The sequence below is a fragment of the Pseudomonas sp. NPDC088885 genome (genome assembly GCF_044750025.1).
Classification (GTDB): Bacteria; Pseudomonadota; Gammaproteobacteria; order Pseudomonadales; family Pseudomonadaceae; genus Aquipseudomonas; species Aquipseudomonas rustica.
In genome coordinates, this window is sequence record NZ_JBIVJB010000056.1 from 10,091 (window position 1) to 32,779 (window position 22,689).

General features: G+C 57.9%; 18 protein-coding genes and 3 pseudogenes. 5 read left to right on the forward strand and 16 right to left on the reverse strand.

The features are described 5' to 3' along the window. The 7 genes and pseudogenes from ACIP1X_RS19520 to flhA all read right to left on the reverse strand — a co-directional run. The coding region (locus tag ACIP1X_RS19520) for a chemotaxis protein CheA (protein WP_400754396.1) at positions 1-1,992 on the reverse strand (1,992 nt) is incomplete at its 3' end. Between the two features lie 36 nt (positions 1,993-2,028). Next, positions 2,029-2,817 carry a protein phosphatase CheZ gene (locus ACIP1X_RS19525; RefSeq protein ID WP_053118398.1) on the reverse strand — a complete coding sequence of 263 codons (789 nt, stop codon included), beginning with the start codon at positions 2,815-2,817 and terminating at the stop codon, positions 2,029-2,031. An 18-nt stretch (positions 2,818-2,835) separates the two neighbouring features. Next, on the reverse strand, positions 2,836-3,207 hold the full coding sequence (locus tag ACIP1X_RS19530) for a chemotaxis response regulator CheY (RefSeq protein ID WP_024012118.1): 372 nt from the start codon (positions 3,205-3,207) through the stop codon (positions 2,836-2,838). A gap of 166 nt (positions 3,208-3,373) precedes the next feature. Then, positions 3,374-4,113 (reverse strand): annotated as a pseudogene (fliA, locus tag ACIP1X_RS19535) (RNA polymerase sigma factor FliA). Beyond that, positions 4,110-4,940, reverse strand: coding sequence for a flagellar synthesis regulator FleN (gene fleN, locus ACIP1X_RS19540; RefSeq protein WP_003222917.1), 831 nt, complete (start codon positions 4,938-4,940; stop codon positions 4,110-4,112). The pseudogene fliA and the gene fleN overlap by 4 nt, the downstream one beginning before the upstream one ends. A 116-nt stretch (positions 4,941-5,056) precedes the next feature. Continuing rightward, positions 5,057-6,397: a flagellar biosynthesis protein FlhF gene (gene flhF / locus ACIP1X_RS19545; protein WP_007920012.1), complete on the reverse strand. Its 1,341-nt coding sequence runs from the start codon at positions 6,395-6,397 to the stop codon at positions 5,057-5,059. 11 nt (positions 6,398-6,408) lie between these two features. After that, on the reverse strand, positions 6,409-8,538 hold the full coding sequence (flhA, locus tag ACIP1X_RS19550) for a flagellar biosynthesis protein FlhA (RefSeq protein WP_053118395.1): 2,130 nt from the start codon (positions 8,536-8,538) through the stop codon (positions 6,409-6,411). Between the two features lie 300 nt (positions 8,539-8,838). Here flhA and ACIP1X_RS19555 point away from each other — a divergent pair, with 300 nt between their 5' ends. After that, positions 8,839-9,717 carry a hypothetical protein gene (locus tag ACIP1X_RS19555; RefSeq protein WP_400754398.1) on the forward strand — a complete coding sequence of 293 codons (879 nt, stop codon included), beginning with the start codon at positions 8,839-8,841 and terminating at the stop codon, positions 9,715-9,717. Positions 9,718-10,059: 342 nt separating this feature from the next. Here the strand turns inward: ACIP1X_RS19555 and ACIP1X_RS19560 are convergent, their stop codons facing one another. Beyond that, positions 10,060-10,722, reverse strand: a complete 663-nt coding sequence (locus tag ACIP1X_RS19560; RefSeq protein ID WP_400754400.1) for a hypothetical protein — start codon at positions 10,720-10,722, stop codon at positions 10,060-10,062. Positions 10,723-11,146: 424 nt separating this feature from the next. On the opposite strand from ACIP1X_RS19560, the gene ACIP1X_RS19565 reads away from it, so the two are divergent. The 4 genes and pseudogenes from ACIP1X_RS19565 to ACIP1X_RS19580 all read left to right on the forward strand — a co-directional run. Next, complete coding sequence (locus tag ACIP1X_RS19565) at positions 11,147-11,959, forward strand: YncE family protein (protein ID WP_400754403.1); 813 nt, start codon at positions 11,147-11,149, stop codon at positions 11,957-11,959. Between the two features lie 757 nt (positions 11,960-12,716). Then, positions 12,717-12,878: pseudogene (locus tag ACIP1X_RS19570) on the forward strand (DUF6124 family protein); the annotation flags it as partial. A gap of 412 nt (positions 12,879-13,290) precedes the next feature. Next, positions 13,291-16,347, forward strand: a complete 3,057-nt coding sequence (locus ACIP1X_RS19575) for a hypothetical protein (protein WP_400754406.1) — start codon at positions 13,291-13,293, stop codon at positions 16,345-16,347. Positions 16,348-16,836: 489 nt separating this feature from the next. After that, positions 16,837-17,058: pseudogene (locus ACIP1X_RS19580) on the forward strand (DUF6124 family protein); the annotation flags it as partial. Positions 17,059-17,476: 418 nt separating this feature from the next. Here ACIP1X_RS19580 and ACIP1X_RS19585 read toward each other — a convergent pair. The 8 genes from ACIP1X_RS19585 to ACIP1X_RS19620 form a co-directional block, all read right to left on the reverse strand. Beyond that, positions 17,477-17,767 carry a hypothetical protein gene (locus ACIP1X_RS19585; protein ID WP_400754408.1) on the reverse strand — a complete coding sequence of 97 codons (291 nt, stop codon included), beginning with the start codon at positions 17,765-17,767 and terminating at the stop codon, positions 17,477-17,479. Positions 17,768-18,402: 635 nt separating this feature from the next. Further along, positions 18,403-19,542, reverse strand: coding sequence for a flagellar biosynthesis protein FlhB (gene flhB, locus ACIP1X_RS19590; protein ID WP_400754411.1), 1,140 nt, complete (start codon positions 19,540-19,542; stop codon positions 18,403-18,405). 3 nt (positions 19,543-19,545) lie between these two features. Further along, positions 19,546-20,331 (reverse strand): flagellar biosynthetic protein FliR, encoded by a 786-nt coding sequence (gene fliR / locus ACIP1X_RS19595; protein WP_053118386.1) that lies wholly within the window; start codon positions 20,329-20,331, stop codon positions 19,546-19,548. A 3-nt stretch (positions 20,332-20,334) separates the two neighbouring features. Next, a complete protein-coding gene (fliQ, locus tag ACIP1X_RS19600; protein ID WP_053118383.1) occupies positions 20,335-20,604 on the reverse strand; it encodes a flagellar biosynthesis protein FliQ in 270 nt (89 codons plus the stop codon). Continuing rightward, the gene (gene fliP / locus ACIP1X_RS19605) at positions 20,601-21,359 is read right to left on the reverse strand and encodes a flagellar type III secretion system pore protein FliP (protein WP_053118381.1); all 759 of its coding nucleotides are present in this window, start codon (positions 21,357-21,359) and stop codon (positions 20,601-20,603) included. Before fliP ends, fliQ begins: the two co-directional genes overlap by 4 nt. Continuing rightward, positions 21,359-21,805 carry a flagellar biosynthetic protein FliO gene (gene fliO, locus ACIP1X_RS19610; RefSeq protein WP_053118379.1) on the reverse strand — a complete coding sequence of 149 codons (447 nt, stop codon included), beginning with the start codon at positions 21,803-21,805 and terminating at the stop codon, positions 21,359-21,361. Before fliO ends, fliP begins: the two co-directional genes overlap by 1 nt. Next, a complete protein-coding gene (gene fliN, locus ACIP1X_RS19615) occupies positions 21,806-22,264 on the reverse strand; it encodes a flagellar motor switch protein FliN (RefSeq protein WP_053118377.1) in 459 nt (152 codons plus the stop codon). Between the two features lie 58 nt (positions 22,265-22,322). After that, a partial coding sequence (locus ACIP1X_RS19620) for a FliM/FliN family flagellar motor switch protein (protein WP_400754414.1) occupies positions 22,323-22,689 on the reverse strand: 367 nt, incomplete at its 5' end.

A 22,689-nucleotide genomic window follows, 5' to 3' on the forward strand; every position in this document is an offset into this window, starting at 1 on the left:
CCAGCGCTTGAGGTAGAACAGTGGCAGCGCCTTGTCCCGCACGATCACCACTTCCTGGCCGTCGACGACGTTGGTGGTCGACAGGTCGAGGTGGAAAATTTCGTTGACGTTGACCAGCGGGAACGCGAACGCCTGATTGCCGAGCATGACCATCAACGTCGGCATGATCGCCAGCGTCAGCGGCACCTTGATGACAATCTTCGAGCCCTGGCCCTTGGTCGAGTAGATGTTGATCGAACCGTTGAGCTGGGAAATCTTGGTCTTCACCACGTCCATGCCGACACCACGGCCGGAGACGTCGGAGATCTCGGTCTTGGTCGAGAAACCCGGGGCGAAGATCAGGTTGTAGCACTCGGTATCGCTGAGGCGATCGGCCGCGTCCTTGTCCATCACCCCGCGTTTTACCGCGATGGCGCGCAGCACGTTCGGGTCCATACCTTTGCCGTCATCGGAAATCGACAGCAGGATGTGATCGCCTTCTTGCTCGGCGGCCAGCACCACACGACCGCCACGGGCCTTGCCCGATGCTTCACGTTCTTCCGGCGACTCGATGCCGTGGTCGACCGCGTTGCGCACCAAGTGGACCAGCGGATCGGCCAGGGCCTCGACGAGGTTTTTGTCGAGGTCGGTTTCTTCGCCGACCAGCTCCAGGTTGATCTCTTTTTTCAGCTGACGGGCCAGGTCGCGAACCAGACGCGGGAAGCGCCCGAATACTTTCTTGATCGGCTGCATCCGCGTTTTCATCACTGCGGTTTGCAGGTCAGCGGTGACCACGTCGAGGTTCGACACAGCCTTTTGCATGGCTTCGTCGCCGCTGTTCAAGCCCAGGCGCACCAGACGGTTACGCACCAGTACCAGCTCGCCGACCATGTTCATGATTTCGTCGAGACGTGCGGTATCGACGCGCACGGTGGTCTCGGCTTCACTCGCCGGTTTTTCCGGTGGCGGTGTTGCCGGTGCACGGGCCGGAGCCGGAGCCGGTGCAGCAGCTTTGGGTACTTCGGCTTTTGGCTCAGGCTTGGCGACAGGTTTCGGCGCCGCTGCGGCCGGGGCCTTGGCAACTGGCGTGGCCACCGTCGAAGCGCTGCCCGCTGAGGCGGCGCCGACATCGGTGAATTTGCCTTTGCCGTGCAATTCGTCGAGCAGCGATTCGAATTCATGATCGCTGATCAAATCGCTGCCGGCAGCGGCGGCCGCTGGAGCAGCAGGCGCAGGTGCCGAGGCAATCGCCGACTCCAGCGCTTCAACGGCGAAGTTGCCTTTGCCGTGCAACTGATCGAGCAACGCTTCAAATTCGTCGTCGGTGATGTCCGAGCTGTCGCCCGCTGCCGGAGCAACCGGAGCCGCTGGCGTCGCCGCTACGGCGTCCGGCGCGAACTGGCCTTTGCCGTGCAGTTGATCCAGCAACGACTCGAATTCGGCGTCGGTGATTTCATCGCTGGCGGCGCTATCGGCCACCGGCGCTGGCGGGGCTTCGGCTTGTGCCTTGACGGCATTCAGCGAGTCCAGCAGTTGTTCAAATTCGTTGTCGGTGATGTCGCCCGAATCGCTTTCGGCGACCGGCGCTTCAACGACTTCTTCGACCGCGACGGCATCCGCCGATTGCGGCTCGGCCAGACGTGCCAGCGCTGCCAGCAGCTCAGGCGTTGCAGCGGTGATCGGTGCGCGTTCACGCACCTCAGTGAACATGCTGTTCACCGCGTCCAGTGCTTCCAGCACCACGTCCATCAGTTCTGCATCAACGCGACGCTCACCCTTGCGCAGGATGTCGAACACGTTTTCGGCGATGTGACAGCACTCCACCAGCTCATTGAGCTGAAGGAAGCCGGCGCCCCCTTTTACAGTGTGGAAACCGCGAAAAATTGCATTGAGCAGATCCGCGTCATCCGGTCGGCTTTCCAGCTCGACCAGTTGCTCGGACAGTTGCTCAAGAATCTCGCCGGCCTCAACCAGGAAATCCTGAAGGATCTCTTCATCGGCGCCGAAGCTCATTAATGGGGTGCTCCTAACAGGTCTAAAAACCTAAACTCAAAATCCAAGGCTGGATAACAAATCGTCCACATCGTCCTGACCGGACACAACGTCTTCTCGTTTATCGGCATGAATCTGCGGACCTTCACCCTGCGAGAGATGTTTTTGTGGATCTTTTTCTGCAAGCATCGCGGCGCGGTCATGTTCGATGCCCGCAAAGCGGTCCACCTGACTGGCCATGAGTACGAGTTTGAGCAAATTGCTTTCGACTTCGGTGACCAGTTGGGTCACGCGTTTGATCACCTGACCGGTGAGGTCCTGATAATCCTGGGCCAGCAGAATGTCGTTGAGATTGCTCGACACCGCACGGTTGCCCGTGTGGCTGCGCGACAGAAAACCGTCGACCCGGCGCGCCAGTTCGCGGAACTCTTCAGCCCCGACTTCGCGGCGCATGAAACGGCCCCAATCCGTGCTCAGAGCCTGGGCTTCTTCAGCCAGACCATTGACCACCGGCGTGGCGCTTTCCACCAGATCCATGGTGCGGTTGGCCGCAGCTTCCGTCAGCTTGACCACATAGCCCAGACGTTCGGTGGCGTCGGTGATTTGCGACACTTCCTCGGCCTGCGGCATGTGCGGATCGATCTGGAAATTGACGATCGCACTGTGCAGTTCGCGTGTGAGCTTGCCCACTTCCTGATACAGGCCGCGGTCACGGGTCTGATTGAGCTCATGGATCAGTTGCACAGCGTCGCCGAACTTGCCTTTTTCAAGGCTCTCGACCAGTTCGACCGCGTGTTTTTTCAGGGTCGACTCGAAATCGCCCTGTGAAAATTCTTTATGCTCCATAGCTCCCCCGCGCGTTCATCAGCCGATGCGTTCGAAAATCTTCTCGATTTTGTCTTTCAGCGCCTGAGCCGTGAAAGGTTTGACGACGTAGCCGTTCACACCGGCCTGAGCGGCTTCGATGATCTGCTCGCGCTTGGCTTCAGCAGTCACCATCAATACCGGCAGGTGCTTGAGTTTTTCGTCGGCACGCACGTGACGCAGCAGGTCGATACCGGTCATGCCCGGCATGTTCCAGTCCGTTACCAGAAAGTCGATGCTTCCGCTGTTGAGCACTGGAATGGCAGTGGTGCCATCGTCAGCCTCGACGGTGTTGGTGAACCCAAGATCACGCAGCAGGTTCTTGATGATCCGCCGCATCGTTGAGAAGTCATCAACGATGAGGATTTTCATGTCTTTGTTCAATTCGACCTCCAAGCAGTCTTAAACGCGCCCAGCACCTGGACGCGCCACTTCAATCAATCGGCGCAGCACTCGAAGACTGTCTGGAGCACAACAGAGCAAGACCGGTGCCGTTCATCACCGCACCAGCCTCGTTCGCAGTGTCCCCACACTGCCTTCAGCGCGCTCGCCACTCCCCCAAACGCCCCCGCAAACGGGCCGCGCACTGGCTGTGTAACTGGCTGACCCGCGATTCACTGACGCCAAGGACTTCACCGATTTCCTGAGGTTCAGCTCTTCGTCGTAGTACAGCGCCAACACCAGTCGCTCACGCTCCGGCAAATTGGCAATCGCGTCCGCCAGCGCCGCCTGGAAGCGTTCATCTTCCAGATCGCGTGACGGCTCAAGATGAGCACTCGCGCCATCCTCGTGCAGCCCTTCGTGTTCGCCGTCCTGCAACAGATCGTCGAAACTGAACAGGCGACTGCCCAAGGTGTCATTCAAAATCCCGTAGTAATCGTCGAGACTCAATTGGAGTTCGGCCGCAACTTCGTGATCTTTAGCATCACGGCCGGTTTTAGCTTCAATTGAGCGAATTGCGTCGCTGACCATCCGGGTATTGCGGTGAACCGAGCGTGGTGCCCAATCCCCTTTGCGCACTTCGTCGAGCATCGCGCCGCGGATTCGAATGCCCGCGTACGTTTCGAAACTGGCGCCTTTGCTGGCGTCGTATTTGGTCGAGACTTCAAGCAGGCCGATCATCCCGGCCTGGATCAGGTCTTCAACCTGCACACTTGCCGGCAACCGCGCCAGCAAGTGATAGGCAATGCGTTTGACCAGCGGCGCGTAACGCTCGATCAGCTCGTACTGAGCGTCGCGTGCCGACTTCTTGTAGTAATTCATACCGCTAGCGGTCATAGCACGGGCCCTGCCGTTTGCTGCACGAGGCGCTCGACAAAAAACTCAAGGTGGCCGCGCGGGTTGGCGGGCAGCGGCCACGTGTCGACCTTTTGCGCGATGGCCTTGAACGCCAGCGCGCACTTGGAACGCGGGAAGGCTTCATAGACAGCGCGCTGCTTCTGCACCGCTTTGCGCACGCTTTCGTCGTAAGGCACGGCGCCGACGTATTGTAAGGCGACGTCGAGGAAGCGATCCGTGACCTTGGTCAACTTGGCGAACAGGTTGCGACCTTCTTGCGGGCTCTGCGCCATGTTGGCGAGGACGCGGAAGCGGTTCATGCCGTAATCGCGGTTGAGCAGTTTGATCAGTGCGTAAGCGTCAGTGATCGAGGTCGGCTCATCGCAGACCACCAGCAACACTTCCTGCGCTGCGCGAACGAAACTGACTACCGAGTCACCAATACCTGCAGCGGTGTCGATCACCAGAACGTCGAGATTGTCGCCGATGTCACTGAAGGCCTGAATCAGGCCGGCGTGTTGCGCCGGGCTCAGATGAACCATGCTCTGCGTGCCGGACGCGGCCGGTACGATGCGGATCCCGCCGGGGCCCTGCAACAGTACGTCGCGCAGCTCACAGCGGCCTTCAATGACATCGGCCAGAGTGCGTTTGGGTGTCAGGCCCAGCAGAACGTCGACGTTCGCCAGTCCCAGATCGGCGTCCAGCAGCATGACCCGACGGCCAAGCTCTGCCAGCGCCAGAGACAAGTTCACTGACACGTTAGTTTTGCCGACGCCACCTTTGCCGCCGGTCACCGCGATCACCTGTACGGGATGCATGCTGCCCATGTTATTTCTTTACCTTGTCTTGCATAGACGGAGGCCACATTACTGGCTGCGCGTTCACAAACGGAACAATGCATGGCAGACCATCGATGTAGGTACAAAAACTGTTCATGAATACCTCAGCCTACCTGCTTGGTGGGGCTGTGGTAGATATCAGCGAACATGTCAGCCATGGCTTCTTCGCTGGGTTCTTCCTGCATTTGCACGCTGACGGCGCGGCTGACCAGTTGATGACGGCGCGGCAGATGCAAATCATCCGGAATCCGTGGGCCATCGGTCAGGTACGCGACCGGCAATTCATGACTGATCGCCAGGCTTAACACTTCGCCAAGGCTGGCCGTTTCATCCAGTTTAGTCAGGATGCACCCGGCGAGCCCGCAACGCTTGTAACTGTGATAAGCGGCGGTTAGAACCTGTTTCTGGCTGGTGGTTGCCAGCACGAGATAATTTTTTGAACGGATGCCACGCCCGGCCAGACTTTCGAGCTGCATGCGCAGTGCCGGATCGCTGGCCTGCAGGCCGGCGGTATCGATCAGCACCACGCGTTTGCGCAGCAGCGGGTCCAGGGCCTGCACCAGCGACTGGCCCGGATCGACGTGCGTTACCGGCACGTTGAGGATCCGGCCCAGGGTCTTCAGTTGTTCCTGAGCGCCGATGCGGAAGCTGTCCATGCTCACCAGCGCGACATTCTGCGCGCCGTACTTGAGCACGTAACGGGCAGCGAGCTTGGCCAGCGTGGTGGTCTTGCCCATGCCGGCAGGGCCGACCATGGCAATCACACCGCCCTCTTCCAGCGGCTCGACTTCCGGTACGGCAATCATCCGCGCCAGGTGCGCCAGCAGCATGCGCCAGGCCTGACGAGGTTCTTCGATATCGGTGATCATCGCCAGCAGGTCGCGCGACAACGGGCCGGACAGGCCGATCCGTTGCAGACGGCGATACAGGTTGGCTTGCGCCGGACGGCTGCCCTGCAGTTGATTCCAGGCCAGCGTGCCGAGCTGCACTTCCATCAGCTCGCGCAGGCTGTTCAATTCAAAACGCATCGAATCCAGTGCGCGTGGATCGACGCCGCCGGAGGACTGCGCCGGTGCCGGGGCTGGACGCGCTGGCGCGGCGTAGGTCGGCTCGGTCAGCGGTTCAGCGGCGGTCAACGGCAGGCCAGCGGTGAGTGGCAGGCCGGCAAAGATCTGGCGATTGCTATTGCCATCGGCTTCGCCACGCAGGCTCAGTTCGGCCTGGGCGGTGACGATGCGCGACTGGGTCTTGCGCAGCTCGTCTTCGAGTTCCATGTTCGGAACCCGTGGCGCCAGCGCCGACAATTTGTAATCGAGCGCAGCCGTCAGCTCGACACCGCCGGCAATGCGGCGGTTGCCAATGATGGCGGCATCAGCGCCCAGCTCATCACGAACCAGCTTCATGGCCTGACGCATATCGGCGGCGAAAAAACGCTTAACTTGCATGAACCACTACCTCAGCCGTTGGGCCCTACTGTCGCAACAATTGTCACTTGCTTGTTGTCCGGTATTTCCTGGTAGGCCAGCACGTGCAATCCAGGGACTGCGAGGCGGCCAAAGCGCGAGAGCATCGCGCGCACCGGGCCTGCTACCAACAGGATCACCGGCTGACCTTGCATCTCCTGACGCTGCGCCGCTTCGATGAGCGAACGTTGCAGCTTCTCGGCCATGCTTGGCTCCAGCAGAACGCCCTCTTCCGAGCCTTGTCCTGCCTTCTGCAGACTATTGAGCAATATCTGTTCCAACCTTGGTTCCAAGGTGATCACAGGCAGCTCGGACTCAGTGCCTACAATGCTTTGGACGATGGCGCGCGATACGCCAACCCGCACCGCAGCCACCAGCGCGGCGGTATCTTGACTCTTGGCAGCGTTGTTGGCGATGGCTTCGGCAATACTGCGGATGTCACGCACCGGCACGTGTTCGGCCAACAGCGCTTGCAATACTTTAAGCAGTTGCGACAACGAGACCACGCCCGGCACCAGCTCTTCAGCCAGTTTCGGCGAGCTTTTGGCCAGCAATTGCATGAGTTGCTGCACTTCCTCGTGGCCGATCAGCTCACTGGAGTGTTTGTACAGAATCTGGTTCAAGTGCGTCGCGACCACGGTGCTGGCGTCGACCACGGTGTATCCGAGCGACTGTGCCTGCGCGCGCTGGCTGATTTCGATCCACACCGCTTCCAGCCCGAAAGCCGGATCTTTGGCGTTTATGCCGTTAAGCGTGCCGTATACCTGCCCCGGGTTGATCGCCAGTTCGCGATCCGGGTAAATCTCGGCTTCAGCGAGGATCACGCCCATCAGGGTCAAACGGTAGGCGCTTGGCGCCAGATCGAGGTTGTCGCGGATATGCACGGTCGGCATCAGGAAGCCCAGATCCTGCGAGAGCTTCTTGCGCACGCCCTTGATCCGCGCCAGCAATTGCCCGCCCTGATTGCGATCCACCAGCGGGATCAAGCGGTAGCCGACTTCCAGACCAATCATGTCGATTGGCGTCACGTCATCCCAGCCCAGCTCTTTGGTTTCCATGGCGCGGGCCGGCGAAGGCAGCAGCTCCTGCTGGCGTTTGACCTCTTGCAGCGCTTCAACCTTGGCGACGTTCTGCTTCTTCCAGAACAGGTACGCGCCGCCAGCGGCCAGTGCCGCCATGCTGAGGAACGAGAAGTGCGGCATGCCCGGCACCAGGCCCATCACCGCCATCAAACCGGCCGCCACCGCCAGCGCTTTTGGCGAGGCGAACATCTGGCGATTGATCTGTTTGCCCATGTCTTCCGAACCGGAAGCACGGGTCACCATGATCGCCGCAGCTGTAGATAACAACAGTGATGGCAATTGCGCCACTAAACCGTCACCGATGGTCAGCAAGGCGTAAACCCGGCCGGCATCGCCGAAGCTCATGTTGTGCTGGAAGATACCGACGGCCATGCCGCCGATGAGGTTGATGAACAGAATCAGCAGGCCGGCGATAGCGTCACCGCGCACGAACTTGCTGGCACCGTCCATCGAACCGTAGAACTCAGCCTCTTGGGCGACTTCCTGGCGGCGCATCTTTGCCTGGTTCTGGTCGATCAGACCGGCGTTGAGGTCGGCGTCGATCGCCATTTGTTTGCCGGGCATCGCGTCGAGGGTGAAGCGCGCGCTCACCTCGGAGATCCGCCCGGCACCCTTGGTCACCACGACGAAGTTGATGATCATCAGGATCGCAAACACCACGATACCGACCACGTAGTTACCGCCGATCACCACCTCACCGAAGGCCTGAATCACCTTACCGGCCGCGGCGTGGCCGTCCTGACCGTGGAGCATCACCACCCGTGTCGAGGCGACGTTCAACGCCAGCCGCATCAACGTCGCGACCAGCAGAATCGTCGGGAACACCGCGAAATCCAGCGGCCGCAGCGCGTACACGCAGACCAGCAGCACGACGATCGACAACGCAATGTTGAACGTGAAAAACACGTCGAGCAGGAACGGCGGAATCGGCAACATCATCATTGCCAACATGACCAGCAGCAACAACGGCACGCCCAGATTGCCTCGCGAGAGGTCATTCAGGTTTGTGCGGGCACTGTTGAGTAACTGAGAGCGATCCACCGGTTTTCCCCGTTCCTTTAAAGCAAACTTTTGACGCCCAGAGCAGGCGCACGGCGGCTATTGCAAGAAGCCTTCCAACTTTTGCCCTGACAAAAAAGATCGCAGCCCCAACGCGCGTCCCTGTAGGAGCTGCCGAAGGCTGCGATCTTTGATTAATGGGTAGCGCACATACGGAAAAACCAACCCCTTACGCCCAGTTCATTCAGACGAACGGCCATCAAACCTGTAATTTCTGACAGTAGACGCTATGCGTCATATCCCGTCCCATGAGCACTTCATCGACTCATAGGAACACCTTTCATGAAACCAGAGATTCGACTCATTGAATGCATGGAGAACATCGTTTTCAGTAATGACGGTAAAATCATGCACCACGATCACCTGGGAAGAATCCAGACGCGGCATGTAGCAACAGGCGATCTCATTCATGAATTCTCCGAAAAGGGGGGCGCCCCTCGAATTGGAGGGATGAGCCCTGACGGTACGCTGATTTACTCCACTGACTATTACGGTCGTCACGTAAGAATCTGTGATACCGAGAAACAGACTGAGACATTGGGTTATGAGACTGGCTCCAGTGCGATCGACTTAGCTGTCAGCGCTGACGGCAAGCAGTTGTACATTATTGCCGGAGAGCCCGGAAAGAACGTTTTAGCGGTCGTTGACAGTGCGACTCAGTCTCTGGTCAAAAAAATCCCGGTTAGCCGACTTGATATTGGAATCAAGCTAAATCCCGATAACTCGCTTTTCTACATCCTTACCGCGGCCAATGAAACTGAAGGTGTACACGTCTTAAACCCTCAGACAGATAAATTAACGTTGATCCCGATGCCGATAACTGTCAGGAACAGTATTGTATTTGACCGTTCGAAGCGCCTTGCCTACATCTCCAATTGGGCCCGCAAGAGCGTCACTGCCGTTGACACTATGAACAATGGCATCAGAGCTACGTACGCCGTCAAAGGGACGCCACATGAAATGGCATTGAGTGCCGACGGATCCTTTCTTTACGCCCTGAACAATCACGGGTCGAATCTGATTGACGTATATGAGACAGACACCATGAGATTGGTTGAGCAATTGCCGGTTGATCGGGCTGATCTTAGAGTGATTGCGATCAATGACGATGATGTAATATTCGTTGGCTATTACGACCAAGCCCCCCTCGGCAAGAGCTAAAGCAGCCAACACCACTGTGAAATGCCGAAGCTCGGCGCACACGCGCGCATTCAGCTTCGGCACCCGATCAAACACTGGAATTCCCGCCTCAGCAGGCGCTGCCGAAGGCTGCGATCTTTTGATCTGGCCATTGAAAATCAAAAGATCGCAGCCTTCGGCAGCGCCTCCAGGGACAAAATATCTTCAGCCAAAACATCCGCCGTTCAGTTCCGACGTGTTGCCGTCTTCGCGAGTAAGCGCCACAGATTTTGCGGCACGCTACAAAATGCATATTCACCAAAAAACCCGTAGGAGCAAAGCTTGCTCGCGAAAGCGATCTCTCAGACAAAGAAAATTCCGGATTTAACCCGCCTTGTGAATTTGATCCGCGCCAATATCGCCAAACGCTAGCTCACGACCGATCATGTAACGCGTGTCGGTATACATCGGCTTCCCCTCCACCGATACCAGCGGCTCCTTGCCATACATCAGCACGACTTTGGTTTCGGGTGACTTGAGCTCTGGGTACTCCGAGTCACCTAACAGCAAATTCAATTGCCACTGAAAATATATGATCGGCAGATCGCGAATCTGAATCTGTCGACCGCCGTCCAATCGATAGTCCAGGCGTGCAGTAACGTGCAACTGCCCGTCAACCACCTCGAAGTCCGGCACGCCATAACGACTTTCAAGCCCTCCCGTCGACCAATGCGACATGTAGTACTCCGGGCGAGTGAAGACCTTGAACAGCGCCTCACTCGTGGAAATATTGCCCGCCGCGCTAAACAAATAGTTGTACGCGTAATGAGTTGCCAAGCCGTCCACCTCGGGCCGGATCGCATTGAGCGGGTTATCCAGAAAGCCGGGAATGTGCAGGTTCGCGGCAACTTTAAAGTTGAGGAAGTCCAGACTCAGTTTGAATTTGGCCGAGTAGCCGATCGTCTTTTCACTTACATTCTCGTCAAGCCGTGCCGAGACAAATTCCAACTCCATCCCCGCAAGATGCTTGTACACGCGCGCTACCATAAACACTCTCCCTAAGCTGATCCGAGCATCTCGAACACTGCCAGGCCCCTGCCCAAGCGCATCCACAACGAGACATCCAACGGGAAATTCCCGGTGTCATCAAAGCGCATGAAAACGAACGGCGTCTACTGTCAAAACTGTCAGGGTCAGAAGGATTTCAGACGGAAGGCAGCCGCGCTTAATGACACAGGACGCTGCCGAACAAACCGCCGGTCGGATAGAAGATCAGAACTGTCAAACCTGACAGGTGCCAGACGCGCGAATTTGTTGCCCACTGAGGATCCTACTGAGGCTCAAGGATCCTGCCCATGAAACCTTCAACCGGTGCCGATACCTTCCAACTCGAAGTACCCAATGAAAACATCGTGATGATCAAAGGCCTGCTGGACTTAACGAGAGTCCGGATGCCTCGCGGTTGTATTTTGTGTCCACCGTCGACGGCAGATTCAGCCATATCCGCGCAATGGATACTCAAACTCAAACCATCGTCCATAGCTATTCGCCAAAAGTCGGCGGTGAACAGTTGGCCAGCCTGACACCCGACGGCTTTCGGGCCTATGTCCACAGCCGCTACTCGCAATTTATTTGGCAGATCAACACAGAAACCCATGAACTCAGCCAGGGCGCCGATCTCGAGGGCAGTACGCCTTATATGGTGGCAAGTGCAAACGGCCAAACCCTTTACGCCGGTGGCACTCTGGAATCAGGACGGGGATTTCTGAAGGCAATCGACGCGCCCACCCAGACCGTCACCAAGACTCTGCTAACCAAACCGTGGCCTTACAGCCTCGCAGTCAATCCCAAGCAACCGCTTTTGTATCTGGCCAATGTGGGCGATGCAGATTCCGACTCCGACCCTTCGGCCATTGACGTTATCGCTACCGATAGCTGGATGCTCGTCGCCAGAATTCTGATCACCGGATTTGCGTACGCAATGGCACCAAGCCACGACGGCACTCGCTTGTATGTGGCCGACTTAACCTCCAGTGAAATTTTGCTGATTGATACGGCCACCCATAAAGTCATCAAAGTTGCCGCGAGCGAAAAATCACCCCGGCACCTATCGGTGAGTGCCGACGGCAAACATATCTACGTCGTGACATACACGTCCGGTCGCATCTGGATTCTGGATGCAGAAAACCTGGAGGTTGTGCGCTTTATCGAGACAGGGAAAACCGACCTGAGAGAAGTACTGGCAACCCCTGCCGACCGCATTTACGTGCTTTACCAGCATTGAATGAAAGGCTCGCCATCTTCGCGGGCAATCCCGCTATCACAGGTTTCGGGGACAGCGAAAATTGGGATGTTCACTACAAAACCAATGCAGGAGCAAAGCTTGCTCGCGAAGGCGGTGTGTCAGGTAAGGAAAATATTGAATCCAACGACGCCTTCGCGAGCAAGCCCGCTCCCACAGGTTTTGCGTACACCACAAAATTTGATGCTCACCACAAAACCACTGTGGGAGCGGGCTTGCTCGCGAAGAGGCCCGCCCGGCCAACGCAAACTTCCAGATCGCGACGCAAATGTAGCCGTTTAAACACTGCTGTTTAAAAGACACTTCAAGACACGCCTCAAAGGCTACACATCCTTGCGCCTTTGCCTACAGCCAAGCCAGAATCGGCCGGCTTGTGCGCCTTGGGGACGGGTTCTATCGTGGGTCGGTCGCTGATTGTTCAGTGATCGGGTTTAGCAGCTCGGCAAATCTCAAGACACGCGAGTCCCGCCATTACGTCATGGCGGCTTTGCGTGGGGCACTTCGGTGCGCCGGGATTCTTGAGCCTGGTCTGCTAACCCGCGTACAAGCCGCCACCCGCAATTGATCATGCTCGGCGAACTGGCGGTGGATCGGGCGCTGGATAATCTGGAGTTGCCGCAGTAACAGCACCCCGGTGATCGTTCCCTCGCTCTGCGTGGGAATGCCTCAACGGACGCTCCGCGTTCGGTTCTGGAAGGGACGCGGAGCGTCCCGGGATGCATTCCCACGCGGAGCGTGGGAACGATCAAAAACCCTCGCCTCGGCAAGAACAATCGCCAACGACTTCGCCAAGCTTATACCCGCCTCGCAGCGCAGGACGCTGCTGGGTATCGCGCAACCGATCATGCTCGGCGAGTTGGCGGTGAATCGGGCGCTGGATAATTTGCAGGTGCCGCAGTAGCAGGCCACGGTTACAAGGCTTGATTGATCTGTTGTGCTTGCTGACGCTTTCGGGAGCAAGCCCCTCCCATAGGGATCTGTGCCGACCACAAATCTGCGCCACCCCCCCAAACCTGTGGAAGCGGGCTTACCCGCTATGTCTGACTCACAGGCAATACATCTCCTCCGGGAAAAAACCCGCCACCCCATTCAATCGGGATGGCGGGTTTTTGTCGTTTCGAAAGGCAAGATCATCGGTAGCCCCTACACCGAACTATGGAGCTGCCGAAGGCTGCGATCTTCTGACCTTCGCTCTTGTTCAATGACCACTCGTCGAAAACCCGACCTCACCTGTCAGATCTGACAGGTGTGCTTTTCCCCAATACCACGTTCAATCACTCCGTCGCCTCAACCATCGACCGGTGTCCGCCGCCATGACCAGACCCCAACACCCACTAGTTCTCAAACCGCTGTACTTTCCCGCGCTGGTCACCCTGAATCCTGCCGAGCACTACGACGGTGGCATTCCCATCCGGGCGGTGGAAGACGATCTGCAAGGCATCATTCCGTCCTGGCTCAACATGAACATCGGCGACAAGGCAGAGGTGTTCTGGGGCAATGCCAATTCGGCGATCTGGACCAAAACTCTCGAATTCGATAACGAACTTAACCAGGACCTGTCGTTTACCATTCGCAAGGCCCATGTGCTTGACGGCGAGACCAAGCCGGTGTTCTACCGGGTCACCTACAAGAACCAGGCAGAGGAAGACTCCAAACCCTTACTGATCCTGCTGGTCAAGCTCACGCGTCCCGGCGGCTACGATGACATTCCCGGCGATGACGGCCACTCCGATCTCAAGTTTTCCCTCGACCATGACGAGGTCGATGAAACCCTGCCAGCCAAGGGTGTGACGATGCGCATCGTGCCCTACCGCAACCTCACCCGCTATGATCGCATCCTCGCCCGCTGGGGCAGTCAGCAGGTCGCTCATGTCGTCACGCCGGAACAGGCACAGAACCCGGTCAGCCATCCGATCGATGTGGTGTTCAGTCGCGCGGTGATCGAGGCCGCGGGTGATGGTCCGCAAGTGGCGGTGGCTTATCAGGTCATCGATCGCTGCGGTAACCGCCCCGACGAGCGTGCGCCGTGGTCGGCCATTCGCAAAGTGCTGGTTGACCTGGGCGGCAATCGACTGGAAGTGCCATTGGTGCTGGTCAAAGGACTGCCGACCAACAGCATCAATCTCGATCAACTCGGAGATGACGATGTGGAGGTTTTGGTCAACACCCCGGCGACTGACTACAAGGTGGGTGACGAGGTACTCCTGACCTGGACAGGTACCCCGGCGCAAGGTTCGCAAATCATCGTCGGGCCAATTGAGCTGCCCGTCGACTTCGTATCGTTTCCGCTCAAATTCACCATTCCCAATGCCTCAGTGAGGGCCATCGCCAAGGGCAGCGCGTCGGTGGGCTACGCCTGCCGGCGTAACGGTATCGCCGACCGCCCCTCGAAAAACGCCAGCGTCACGGTGATTGGTGACATCAGCCAATTGCGCGCCCCCTCCGTGGACGAGGCCCCGGGTGGCACCTTGCCGCCGGAGACAACCTGGGCGACGGTCAACATCCCTTGGTACCCCGGCCGCAACAGCAGCGACCTGATCAATCTGATCTGGCAGGCCCAGACGCCGGGTGGTAGCACCGTCTATTACGAAGACCCGCGCACCGTCGGTAATGTTGCGGAAAACCGGCCCGTCCTGCGTAGCGTGAGCAATGCCGAGATCCAGCGGTTCAACGGACTGAACGTCAAGGTCTTTTATATCGTCACCAACAGCGATGCGCTGCTGTTGAGCGTGCGCGAATCGCTGCCGTTCCCGATGCAGGTCGGTGTGCCCTTGCCAACGTTTGACCGGCCGGAAGTCGAGGAGGCAGACAATGACGTGCTCGATCCCGACAAAGTGCCGCCGACCGGCACCACACTGGTGGTGCCGTACCTGGGCACCCGTGAAAAGGACCGCGTGAGCTGGCGCTGGCGCGGCTCGGCCAGCGGCGGCAGCACCAACGGCCATGTCGACCTGATCCCCATCACCGCCGGCAACCCAGTGCGCATCACCGTGGAAAAGCAATACGTGACAGCCAACCTCAACGGCATGGTGGTGGCCGATTACAGCATCCAGCGGGCGGGGGTGACGCTGGGGAACTCGCGTGAATTGACGTTGCGTATTGGCGCGGCGCTGGATTTGGAAGCGCCGCAGATCAAGGAGGCGAATGGCACTAGCCTCAACCCGTTCGCAGCCAAGGACAGCCTGACCGCTATCGTCGACTACACCGGCATGGACATTGGTGACGACATCATCGTCACCTGGAGCGGTACACCGCCGAACGGTTCCGACACCTCTCCGAGAACATCCGTGACCACGCTGGGGCCACAGTCGATTCCGCTGAAAAACGCGGTTGTGGCCTTCAACCTGGGCAAAGCGGTAACGGTGAGCTACACCGTGACGCGCAGTGGTACGCCTGTGCATTCGAAAGAATTGCCGCTGACGGTGCTGGTGATCCCGCAAGAAGATCCGGCATTGGGCAAGCCCTTGATCACGCAAGCCGCGAACAGCGGTGAGGGTCCGGAGTTGGACGTCAGCGCACTGGCCGCCGACGCGACCATGCGCATAATCAATTGGCCATTGATTGCGTTGAAGCAGTACGTATGGTTACGAGTGGAAGGCACCAACAAAGACGAAAGCAAATATGACGAAACGTTCTTGCAGCCACCTGATTCGCAGACCAACCAGACGTGGATTAACCAAGGTTTTTACGAGCATGCACTTCCGCTGAACGACTTGCAAAATTTGAAAGATGGCGCGGGCCTGACGATGCAGCTCAAGGCCGGGCTGGGTGGTAGCAAGGATGTGGAGGAGGCGGTGAGCTTTCCACTGCGCACGTACACAACCTCGGTAGTACCCGAGTTTATTTTTGATCCAAATGATTTAATACTTAATGGCCGATTAATCGCTTTCTCGGGAGCCACTGTCGTTAAATGGCCGACAGGAACGTCAAAACAAAAAACAGCCAATGGAGGAAAAGAACCCTATACATATGAAATCTCTCCTAAAGGCGTGGCCATGGTAGATACCCATCTTGGCATTGTTACATCCCTTGCAAACGGAACAGCCACATTAACCGCGCGGGATGCAACCGGAAACGCAAAGAGTTGCAGAGTCATTGTGTCAAACGTTCTTCAAGGGCGAATTCTATATCTGCACAACATAACTGAAGCAGGCAATCAAGGGCGCGTACTTAGTTTGGCGGAACTTATATCAGTAACGCAAATTTATAGAACCTTCCACAACAGTTACTGGGGAGACGGCGCTTATGAAAGTAACTACTGGTCCAGTGATTGGGTGTCAGGTTCCAACTGGCGTATTTTACACTTATTCAATGGGACCGGATCCGGAACCGCAATTTCATACCATAGAATCAGGGCTATTGTTGTTTAATGCACTTTGAGAACTCGTTAATATCGGGAAATTCTTGAAAATACAACTTTACCAGGGTTTGACGTTTCAACTAGCCTGCACCTCCTTGTGCGACTGGATTCCTTGGATCAGTCTGAAGTAGTTTGGCGAGCATAATGTGCTTCTTCCTCGCGCTGTTAGTGGAGCTCGGTCTAACTGCGGTCTGGGCTTGCTCACTCCCATAGAGATTCAGGGCCATTGTGCAGGGGGGCGGTTGGCCGCTTTCCCTGACTCCCAATCCTCTATTCAGTCACGACTCATTCATGATCGGGTTTGACGGCTCGGGAAATCCAGGACGTCCATTATTCTCCAATGCGCACTTGCACTCGTGTGCCCGATGCACAGTTCAATGGTGACTTTATGAGGAGGCATCTTCGGGTGCACCGGATGTCTTGGTTCGCTGCATCAAGCTGCAAACATTGCCCACCATCCGTTTGACAGCGATGAAGCGGAAGTTCTCTGACGTCCGCACGCAGAAACCGCACGATGTACGCTGTCACCGCCGACTTCAAAAACGAAGAATTATTGGCCAACGCCTGCGAAACCCTCGCCTCCGCCAGAACCATCGCCAATGACTTCGCCAACCTCATACCCACCTCGCAACGCAGAACGCTTTTGGGCATCGCGCAACTGATCATGCTCGGCGAACTGGCGGTGAATCGGGCGCTGGATAATCTGGAGTTGCCGGGCTGACCTGTACCGGAAACCCTGTGGTGAGGGGATTCAGCGAAACGTCGCACCGCACCGCTCGGCTACGCAGCAGTCGTAAATCCTGATCCCGTTATTACTGAAAGATAAAGGTCACTGGTTTTTGGGGGGGCTACGCAGCCCATCGGGGACAAACCCCGTCACCAAAATCTTTGTGAGAGCTGGACTTTCCTTGGGTCAGGTATGAAAAAACCGCCGCCCCGTTTGATCGGAACGGCGGTTTTTTCATCACACCACAGTCACGAATCGCTCCGCGTATCCGGCGGAATGGGCAGGTCACCCCTGTGTAGGTCGGACCGTTTTTCCAGTCCGCGCATTCTTGGCCAACTTCAACGTGTCGCCCAGAACAAGCAAGAGAACGCAATACCGCATAAGCGGCACATATTGAGAAAAATCAACCCTCTTAATAACGCAGATTCGTCGCCTCCATGGAGCCCTCGGATACGCGATCAAATTCGACGACCATGCCTTTTTTAATGTTGGTTTTATTTGCAAAATTTGGAGGAATTATGAAGCTAAATTCGTACAACCCCTGTCGATCATAGACGTTCAGGAGATCTTCTTCGCCTGAAGAAAAATTTTCTCTAACGTTCTTACGCCCAGTACCATCATTATCCCCAGTTTGAATTAAAGGATCAGGAGTAATAATGCCCTCCCCCGTTTTTTCATCATAACGTTTGAATGTACCTTTCATTTCCTTCTCCTATGCCGTCGAAGAATGCGCACGGATGTGCTACATCCCCCCCGATAAAGCCACAGGTTTACTTTTCGCACACCTGTAAAACCTGACAGGTAAGCTACGGTTTCAGACGAGCGGCTACCTCAAAGAACGCGACGCAACACCTATAAAAAGACACCTCCAGACACGCCTCCAAGATTACGCATCCTGCGTATTTGCCTACCGCACTGCTGGCATCGCGCAACTGATCATGCTCGGCGAACTGGCGGTGAATCGGGCGCTGGATAATCTGGAGTTGCCGCAGTAACAGCACCCCGGTGATCGTTCCCTCGCTCTGCGTGGGAATGCCTCAACGGACGCTCCGCGTTCGGTTCTGGAAGGGACGCGGAGCGTCCCGGGCTGCATTCCCACGCGGAGCGTGGGAACGATCAAGAAGTCAGGCAAGAACCTGTGGCGAGGGGATTCAGCGAAACGTCGCACCGCCCCGCTCGGCTGCGCAGCAGTCGTAAATCCTGAGCACGCGGTATTCCTGAAAGATTGAAGTCACAGGTTTTGGGGCTGCTGCGCAGCCCAGCGGGGCGGTGCGACGTTTCGCTAAATCCCCTCGCCACAATGATCTCTGTAAGGCCTAGAGTGTCATCGCAGTAACGTCAAGAATCGCGGCGCAGATCCGGCGGAATCGGCAAATCATCCTTGAGCGGATCCGGCCGTTTGCCTTTGCCCGCGCGGTATTGGCGGATCTGGTAGACGTAGGCCAAGACCTGCGCGACGGCCAGATACAAGCCGCCGGGGATTTCCTGGTCGAGTTCGGTGGAGTAGTAGATCGAACGCGCCAGACCCGGCGATTCGAGGAGCATGACGTTATTGGCCACGGCGATTTCGCGGATTTTCAGGGCGAGGAAGTCACTACCCTTGGCAATCAGCATCGGCGCCCCGCCCTTTTCCGAGTCGTATTTGAGCGCGACGGCGTAGTGCGTCGGGTTGGTGATGACCACGTCGGCGTCGGGAATCGCCGCCATCATCCGTCGCTGGGACATTTCGCGCTGGGTCTGACGGATGCGCTGTTTAACCTCCGGCCGACCTTCCTGATCCTTGTGCTCGTCGCGCACTTCCTGTTTGGTCATCAACAGTTTTTTGTGCGCCTCCCAGAGCTGCACCGGCACGTCGACGGCGGCGATGATGATCAGCCCGCAGGCCAGCCACAACGTGCTCCAGCCGACCAGCGTCACGCTGTGAATAATCGCTGACTCAAGCGGTTCGTGAGCGATGCGCAGCAGGTCGTCGACGTCGGACATCAACACCATCAGCGCCACGAACAGGGTGATCACAAACTTGGCGAGTGCCTTGAGCAACTCCACCACAGCCTTGAAGGAAAACATGCGCTTGAGGCCGGCGGCCGGGTTCATCCGGCTGAACTTCGGCGCCATGGAGCTGGCCGCGAACAGCCAGCCGCCGAGGGAAATCGGCCCGACCAGCGCGGCAATCAACAGGGTGATCATGATCGGCTGAATCGCCACCAGCGCCATTTTGCCCGACTGCATCATAAAGGCGCCCATGGAGCCCTGATCCATGATCACCTCGCGCGTCAGCGTGAAGTTCAGACGCATCAGTTCCATCAGGTCTTCGGCGAGCATGCCACCGAAGATCAGCAGGGCGCCGGCGCCGGCCATCATCACGGCGAGGGTGTTGAGCTCTTTGGAACGGGCAATCTCACCCTTCTCACGGGAGTCCTTTTTCCGTTTCTCCGTGGGGTCTTCTGTTTTGTCCTGACCGCTTTCGCTCTCAGCCATGACTCAGCGCGCCCGTGCCAGTTCGCGTAGCAACTGCAAGGCCTCGGTGGCCAGCGGCTGATACTGATTGAGGATATCCGCCAACCCGACCCAGACAATAAATAGACCGAGTACAAGGGTCAGCGGGAAACCGATGGAGAAAATGTTCAGTTGCGGCGCCGCGCGGGTCATCACGCCGAACGCGATGTTGACCACCAGCAACGCGGTCACCGCCGGCAACACCAGCAGCAACGCCGCGCCAAGTACCCAGCCGAGTTTGCCGGCCAGTTCCCAGTAATGCGCGGTCATCAAGCCACTGCCGACCGGCAGCGTGGTGAAGCTTTCAGTCAGGACTTCGAACACTACCAAGTGGCCGTTCATCGACAGGAACAGCAGCGTCACGAGCATGGTGAAGAACTGCCCGATCACCGCCACCGACACGCCGTTGGCCGGGTCGATCATCGAGGCGAAGCCCATGCCCATCTGGATCGCCACAATCTGTCCGGCCACGGCAAACGCCTGGAAGAACAGCTGCAAGGAAAACCCGAGCACAGCGCCGACCAGAATCTGCTCGGCGATCAACATCAGCCCACTCAGATCCAGCGGACTCACCGCCGGCATCGGCGGCAGCCCCGGCGTGATCACCACGGTGATCGCCACGGCAAAATACAGGCGCACGCGACGCGGTATCAGCGTGGTGCCGAACACCGGCATGACCATCAACATCGAGGCGACGCGAAACAGCGGCAACATGAACGAGGCCACCCAGGAACTGATCTGGGTGTCGGTCAGCTGAAGCAGCGATTGCATGGCTTAGCCGATGACCATCGGGATGTTTTTGTACAACTGGATGATGTATTCCATGAACGTCTGCACGATCCATGGGCCGGCGACGATCAACGTCACCAGCATCACCAGCAGACGCGGCAGGAAGCTCAGGGTCTGTTCGTTGATCTGCGTCGCGGCCTGGAACATCGCCACCAGCAAACCGACCAACAGGCTCGGGATCACCAGAATCGCGACCATCAGCGTGGTCAGCCACAGCGCTTCACGAAAGATATCGACCGCGACTTCCGGCGTCATGGCGAGACACCTCCAAAACTGCTGGCCAGGGTGCCGATGATCAGCGCCCAGCCATCCACCAGCACAAACAGCATGATCTTGAACGGCAAGGAAATGATCAGCGGCGACAGCATCATCATACCCATCGCCATCAGCACACTGGCGACGACGAGGTCGATGATCAGGAACGGAATGAAGATCATGAAGCCGATCTGGAACGCGGTCTTCAGCTCAGAGGTGACGAACGCCGGCACCAGAATGGTCAGCGGCGCGGCGTCCGGCGTCGGGATGTCGGTGCGTTTGGACAGGCGCATGAACAGCTCAAGATCGCTGCTGCGGGTTTGCGCGAGCATGAAGTCTTTGATCGGCACTTGAGCTTTTTCCACCGCTTGCTGCGCGGTGAGTGTCTCCGCCAGATACGGCTGCAAGGCATCTTTGTTCACGCGATCGAACACCGGCGCCATGATGAACATGGTCAGGAACAGCGCCATGCCGGTGAGGATCTGGTTCGACGGCGTCTGTTGCAGGCCGAGGGCCTGACGCAGGATCGAGAAGACGATGATGATCCGGGTGAAACTGGTCATCAAAATGACCGCCGCCGGAATAAAACTCAGCGCGGTCATGATCAGCAGAATCTGCAGGCTGACCGAATATTCCTGCGCGCCATCGGCGTTGGTGCCCAGCGTGATCGCCGGGATCGACAACGGATCGGCGGCGAACGCCAGCGGCGCCGCCAGCATCAGGGCCAGCGTCAAGACGATGCGTAGCGCACCCATTACTTCGTATCCTTCTGATCCTTGCCGAGTATCTTCAGCAACTGCTGGGCAAAATCCGGAGTGGCTTTTTCACTGGTGCTCGGCACCGGCACCGGCTCTTTGAGCACGTGCAGCGCGGTGATGGTGCCGGGGCTCAAACCGAGCAGAATCTGCTCGTTGCCGACCTGCACCAGCATCAAGCGGTCACGTGGGCCGAGGGCGCGCGAACCGATCAACTCGATCACCTGACCCTTGCCCGCTGGCCCCGCCTGCTGCACCCGGCGCAGCAGCCAGGCGAGGAAAAAGATAATCCCCAGCACCAGCAGCAAACCGAATACCAGTTGCGTCAATTGCCCGGCAATGCCGCTGTTGACCACCGGCGCGGCGACGGCGGCCGTGGTCGCCACCGGTTCGGCGGCCATTACGCTGATTGGCAGCGCCAGCAGCGCCCAGAGAAACCTTTTCACTCAGCGCAGCTTCTTGATGCGTTCGCTTGGGCTGATCACGTCGGTCAGGCGGATGCCGAACTTCTCGTTGACCACCACCACTTCACCGTGCGCAATCAGCGTGCCGTTGACCAGCACGTCGAGTGGCTCACCGGCCAGACGATCGAGCTCGATCACCGAACCCTGGTTGAGTTGCAGCAGGTTGCGGATGTTGATGTCGGTACTGCCGACTTCCATCGAAATCGACACCGGGATGTCGAGGATCACGTCCAGGTTCGGACCGTCCAGCGTCACCGGATCGTTGTTCTTCGGCACGCTGCCAAACTCTTCCATCGGCAGACGGTTGGAGCTCGCGGCGCCAGCGTCGGCGGCCAGCAGGGCGTCGATGTCAGCCTGGCCGGCATCACCGGTTTCTTCGAGGGCGGCGGCCCATTCATCAGCCAGTGCCTGATCGTCCTGGGCGTTCATATCGTCGTTCATCATGTGTCCTCGGCGGGCAACAATTCAGTTAGTGCAAAAAAGGGGGTGTGGCGCCGTTTCAGCGGCGCTCGATTGGCTCGATCACCTGCAACGCGAGGTTGCCTTTGTGCGAGCCCATCTTGACCTTGAAGGCCGGCACGCCATTGGCGCGCATGATCATTTCGTCCGGCATCTCGACCGGGATCACATCGCCCGGCTGCATGTGCAGGATGTCGCGCAGTTTCAACTGACGACGAGCCACGGTGGCACCGATCGGCACATCGACATCGAGCACGTCCTGACGCAGGGCGTTGACCCAGCGCTCGTCCTGATCGTCGAGATCCGACTGGAAACCGGCGTCGAGCATTTCGCGCACCGGCTCGATCATCGAGTACGGCATGGTCACGTGCAGGTCGCCGCCACCGCCGTCCAGTTCGATGTGGAAC

Excerpts from the sequence above, each read along its gene's own strand:
- fliR (WP_053118386.1), bottom strand. The coding sequence starts at position 20,331 with ATGCAATCGCTGCTTCAGCTGACCGACACCCAGATCAGTTCCTGGGTG.
- flhB (WP_400754411.1), bottom strand. The coding sequence starts at position 19,542 with ATGGCTGAGAGCGAAAGCGGTCAGGACAAAACAGAAGACCCCACGGAG.
- ACIP1X_RS19555 (WP_400754398.1), top strand. The coding sequence starts at position 8,839 with ATGAAACCAGAGATTCGACTCATTGAATGCATGGAGAACATCGTTTTC.
- ACIP1X_RS19575 (WP_400754406.1), top strand. The coding sequence starts at position 13,291 with ATGACCAGACCCCAACACCCACTAGTTCTCAAACCGCTGTACTTTCCC.
- fleN (WP_003222917.1), bottom strand. The coding sequence starts at position 4,940 with ATGGGCAGCATGCATCCCGTACAGGTGATCGCGGTGACCGGCGGCAAA.
- flhF (WP_007920012.1), bottom strand. The coding sequence starts at position 6,397 with ATGCAAGTTAAGCGTTTTTTCGCCGCCGATATGCGTCAGGCCATGAAG.
- fliQ (WP_053118383.1), bottom strand. The coding sequence starts at position 20,604 with ATGACGCCGGAAGTCGCGGTCGATATCTTTCGTGAAGCGCTGTGGCTG.
- ACIP1X_RS19530 (WP_024012118.1), bottom strand. The coding sequence starts at position 3,207 with ATGAAAATCCTCATCGTTGATGACTTCTCAACGATGCGGCGGATCATC.
- ACIP1X_RS19585 (WP_400754408.1), bottom strand. The coding sequence starts at position 17,767 with ATGAAAGGTACATTCAAACGTTATGATGAAAAAACGGGGGAGGGCATT.
- fliP (WP_053118381.1), bottom strand. The coding sequence starts at position 21,359 with ATGGGTGCGCTACGCATCGTCTTGACGCTGGCCCTGATGCTGGCGGCG.
- ACIP1X_RS19560 (WP_400754400.1), bottom strand. The coding sequence starts at position 10,722 with ATGGTAGCGCGCGTGTACAAGCATCTTGCGGGGATGGAGTTGGAATTT.
- ACIP1X_RS19525 (WP_053118398.1), bottom strand. The coding sequence starts at position 2,817 with ATGGAGCATAAAGAATTTTCACAGGGCGATTTCGAGTCGACCCTGAAA.
- fliN (WP_053118377.1), bottom strand. The coding sequence starts at position 22,264 with ATGAACGACGATATGAACGCCCAGGACGATCAGGCACTGGCTGATGAA.